This is a genomic window from Brevibacterium picturae, from assembly GCF_030453725.1.
GTDB lineage: Bacteria > Actinomycetota > Actinomycetes > Actinomycetales > Brevibacteriaceae > Brevibacterium > Brevibacterium sandarakinum_A.
On record NZ_JAKDJU010000212.1, the window covers coordinates 1 to 4619 of the forward strand.

Annotated in this window: 3 protein-coding genes; 1 reads left to right on the top strand and 2 read right to left on the bottom strand. The window is 64.4% G+C overall.

The genetic code is table 11. From position 1 onward, the window contains the following. Nucleotides 1-28: 28 nt before the first annotated feature. On the bottom strand, nt 29-2815 hold the full coding sequence (gene pepN / locus L0G76_RS14275; RefSeq protein WP_304357826.1) for an aminopeptidase N: 2787 nt from the start codon (nt 2813-2815) through the stop codon (nt 29-31). 83 nt (nt 2816-2898) lie between these two features. On the opposite strand from pepN, the gene L0G76_RS14280 reads away from it, so the two are divergent. Continuing rightward, nucleotides 2899-4047, top strand: coding sequence for an FUSC family protein (locus L0G76_RS14280; protein ID WP_304357827.1), 1149 nt, complete (start codon nt 2899-2901; stop codon nt 4045-4047). 51 nt (nt 4048-4098) lie between these two features. Here L0G76_RS14280 and L0G76_RS14285 read toward each other — a convergent pair. Then, on the bottom strand, nt 4099-4619 hold a 521-nt coding region (locus tag L0G76_RS14285), incomplete at its 5' end, for a helix-turn-helix domain-containing protein (RefSeq protein WP_304357828.1).

The window sequence follows — 4619 nt, forward strand, 5'->3', positions numbered from 1 at the left end:
GAAGCGGTCAGCGGCGTGAGCGAAGCAGTCAGTGACGTGAGCTCTGGGTCGATTTGAGGTAGATCGCTCGAGCCAGGTCATCGCGTCGTTCGATGAGCAGGCGACGCAATGCCGCAGGGGCATCGTTGTGTGCGGCCAACCAGGCATCGGTCTTCTCGACCACTGCCTCTTCGTCAACGGACCAGCGAGGGTAGAGTCCGAGCACCAGGCGCCTGGCGATCTCGATCGAATTGTCGATCCAGAAGCTCGCCAGTCGCGAGAAGTACTCATCGACATAGTTCTCGATGAGCGGCATCGACGTCGGGGCCACGAAACCGGAGATGATGGCTGAGAGTACATCGTTGCTCAGCGCATCCGCTTCGTTGATGACCTCCCAGGCACGGATCTTCACGATCGGCAGAGGCATAGCCGCACTCGCCGTCTCTGCGTGGAGGCGGCCCGATGAGCTGGGATCAGCCTGGTTCTCGCGAGCGATATCGGTCTGGTCGGCCCAGCCCAAGCACACGAGCGCGGTCAGTGCATTCCACCGCAGCGCATGATCGCTGATCAGACCCTTGAACGGCAGTGACGCGGCGTGGTCCGGAGCGTCAGCCCCGTCAGTCCCACCGGTCCTCCCACCTGATGGATCGGTTCGCTGCTCAGACGGTGCACTCGGGGTGAGCCGGTCGATCTCCTCCCCGACGGGAACAGAGAGGACCTGCGAAGCGAAGCTGCGTCCCATAGTGATCGCGGCACTTCCCTCGAAGCAGCGTGCGGTGCGAGATGTGAGAGCAAGAACCAGAGTCGCCAGATGCAGTTGAGCATCCGAACCGGATCTGGCAGTCGCCAGGGCGTCGAGGGCAGCGCCCAGCAGTCCGGAGATCGCGGTCTCGAAGTTCCTCTGCGAGACCCACTGGTCCAGGCAGGTCAGAGCCGTCTGACTCAGCCCGGCCATGATGCCGGCATGGCTCTCTTTGCCGAGGCTGCGGGCATAGGCTCTCAGATACGCCTGTACGGGAAGCAGGCCATCGCGCACAGCATTGTCCAGGGCCGACCAGACCAGGGCTCGCGAGAGCGGATCGGCGATCCGGGACACCGATCTGATCGCGGCGTCCGTCGATGCCGGGTCCAACCGCACGCGCGCATAGTCGTGATCGGAGTAGTTCAGCAGCGTGATGTCGCCGAGGGCGCGCCCGGTGAGCTGCTCCACCTCGGCGGATTCGGTGGAGAACTCGAAGGTCAGGGTATCGACCGGGACGAGCTTGCGTCCCGACCGTCCCAGCGTCGCGATCTCGAGCGTGTGCGGACGCAGCAGCTGCGCGCCGCGCGCCGAATCGGACTGAGTGATCTTTGCGCCGGTGATGCTCGCAGGACCAGAGCGTCGTGTCGACGACGCGGCACCGGGATCACCGGTCGTCGTCAGTTCCAGTGACAGTTCGGAGACTCCGGAGGTGCCCAACCATGCACCGGCCCAGGTGGCGATGTCCCGGTCAGGAGCCGCCTCGGCGAGGCATTCGAGGAAGTCCGCGAGCTCGGTATTGCGGTAGTCGAAGCGTTTGAAGTACAGGCGCGAACCGGCGAAGAAGGCCTCCCGGCCGACGAAGGCGACCAACTGCTTGAGCACGGACGCGCCCTTGGCGTAGGTGATGCCGTCGAAGTTGAGCTTCGCTGCCTCGACGTCCGGGATGTCGGCGACGATCGGGTGCGTGGTCGGATACAGATCCTGCGTGTACGCCCATGCTTTGCGGCGTAGCGCGAAGGTCACCCAGCCGTCTGTGAACCGGGTCGCCTCGGCCAGCGCCAGCCCGCCCATGTAGTCGGCGAAGGACTCCTTGAGCCACAGATCATCCCACCACTTCATGGTCACCAGGTCGCCGAACCACATGTGGGCCATTTCGTGGAGGATGACATTGGCCCGCGACTCGTAATTCGCGTCCGTGACCTTGTCCCGGAAGATCAGACTGTCCGTGAACGTGACGAGCCCTGGATTCTCCATGGCGCCGAGGTTGTACTCCGGAACGAAGATCTGATCGTATTTGCCCCACGGGTACGGGTAGTCGAACTCAGTACTGAAGAAATCCAGCCCCGCCTTCGTGATCGAGAAGATATCGGAGGCGTCGAGGTGATCGACGAGGCTGGCGCGCGTCCATGCACCCAACGCGACGACTTTGCCCGTCGTGGGGTCCGTCCATTCGTCTTTCGCGCCCTCGTAGGGGCCTGCAGTGATGCACGTGATGTAGCTCGACTGCCGCAGAGTCGGAGCGAAATGATGAGTGAGGGCGGGGGAGTCCGTGCCGATCGCCTCCTGGCTGGCCTCTTGGCTCGGGCCCTGACTCGTCTCGGGACGGTTCGACAGAACCTGGAAATGCTCGGGGGCCGTGACGTTGAAGACGAATTCCGCCTTGAGGTCAGGCTGATCGAAGTTGGCGAACACGCGGCGGGCATCGGTCGGCTCGTACTGAGTGTAGAGATAGACCTTGCCGTCGGCAGGATCGGTGAAGCGGTGCAGCCCCTCTCCCGAGGTGGAATAGCAGGCCTGTGCCTCGATCGTCAGGGAGTTCTCTCCCCTGCGGACGGGGAAGCTCACGCGCGCGCCGTCGAAAGCCTCGGCGGGGTCGAGGATCTCCCCATTGATCTCGGCGAATGAGACCGAGTCCGCGATCAGGTCGATGAATGTTCGGCAGTCGGCTCGGGCACTGAACTCGACGGCGGTACGAGACAGATACGTCGGAGCACCGGTCTCGGCATTGCTGACGTCGATGTCGACGGTATAAGTCGCGACATCGAGAACTTGTGTGCGGCTCTGCGCTTCATCTCTGGTCAGGTTGGTTGTCATTCATAGCCTCCTCGGCGCACAGACTTTAGCATGTCACAATTCCGGTACGCTGGGTACAGCGGAGGCGAGCACTAGGAGGACTGATGGCAAAATCCGAGGTCAGCCAGTTGCCCCAGCGCGCTTTCAACACTGTGGTGCATCGATCTCGGATGGGCATCAAGCGCGTGCAGGCCAACGCGGGGCAGCTGATCCAGATCCCGATCGCGGCCACTGCGGCCTATGCCTTCTGCGTCTACGTGCTGGGTCATCCCTATCCTTTCCTCGCCGCGGTGGCCTCGGCCGTGGGCATCGGCCCGGTCGCGGACCGACGTCTGCGGCGAGCCACGGAGATCGGCTTCGGCGCGACCTTCGGCGTGCTCGTGGGCGAGCTCCTCGTCAACGTCTACGGCACAGGCATCTGGCAGCTCACGGTGACCCTTGCCATCGGTCTCTTCATCGGCACGATGCTGAACTCCGGCGGCATCTTCATCACTCAGATCGCCGTCCAATCCGTCTACGTCGTCGTGGTTCCGGCCACAGCCACGACTCTGGCGTTTCCCCGCACCCTCGATGCCCTCACCGGTTCCGTCTGCGCGATCCTCCTCGCGCTCATCCTCCCGCGCGACGCCCGCAAGGTTCCGCGAGGTCTGGCTGCGAGCATGCTCGACGAGATCAGCGCAGTCCTCCAGATGATGTCTCGGGCGCTGCGGGATTCCGACGTCGCGCTCGCCCAGCGGGCGCTGACTCGGGCGCGCGAAACCCAGGACATCATCGACTCCTGGGGCTCCTCGCTCAAGATCTCGAAGGAAGCGGCGAAGATCAATGCCCGAGGCAGGCGTCATGCCGCCGAGGTGACCAGGCTGTCCCGTGCTCACACCCATGCCGACCGTGCCATGCGAACCATGCGAGTCATCGCCCGCAGGGTCGTGGGCATCACCGAGTTCGGCGCGGAGAAGCCGATCATCGCCGGCTACGTCGATTCACTGTCCGAAGGGTCGAAGAAGCTCGAGGTCGCTCTGCGCCGGGGGACCGATCGGGCCCTGGCAGAGGCGGCACTGGCCGAAGCCGCCTCCAGTCTGGATCCGCGCGCCGAGGCAAGCTGGGACATCCACGATGAGTCTCTCGTGCTGCTGCTGCGCCCGGTCGCCGTGGACCTCCTCGAAGCCTGCGGACTGACGAACGAGGCCGCCCAGAACCGACTTCCCTCGTTGAGCGAAGACACGCGGGACACGGACGACCCGCCCGCGGAGTGACCCTGACATGACCGAGATGAGTGGGCCTCGACAGGCCTCGAGAAGCAGTCCTCAGCGGCTCTCGACGATGAACACGACGGTGGTCTCGGGCTCGAGCGCCGTGAACTTGTGCGGCTGGTCGCCGGGATAGGTGAGGTAGTCGCCGACGTGGAGCTCGTAGGAGTCCCCGAGCACCTCGATGCGGGCCGCACCCTGCCCCAGAATCACATGCTCGACGGTGCCGACCGGGTGCGGCTGCGAGTCCCGCGGCTGACCGGGTTCGGCCTGGATGAAGTAGACATCACGCCGGGCATTCGCCGGAGACGCTGAGAGCAGAGTCGCCGCATAATTCGACGTGTTCGAGGGCAGGCTGGGCAGATCCTTCGCATGCAGGAGTGCGACCTCGTGCTGTGGGGGATCGAGCAGCCTGGCCAGCGGAATGTCGAGCGCCGCCGCCAGAGCCCACATCGTCTCGACGCTGGGATTGCCGGTGCCGGCCTCCAGTCCGGACATGGTCGACTTTCCGATCCCCGCCCGACGAGCGACTTCGGAGAGGGAGAGGTTCGCACGCATCCGTTCCCGTCTGATGGCGG

Coding starts and splice junctions, on each gene's coding strand:
- pepN (WP_304357826.1), bottom strand. CDS start 2,815: ATGACAACCAACCTGACCAGAGATGAAGCGCAGAGCCGCACACAAGTT.
- L0G76_RS14280 (WP_304357827.1), top strand. CDS start 2,899: ATGGCAAAATCCGAGGTCAGCCAGTTGCCCCAGCGCGCTTTCAACACT.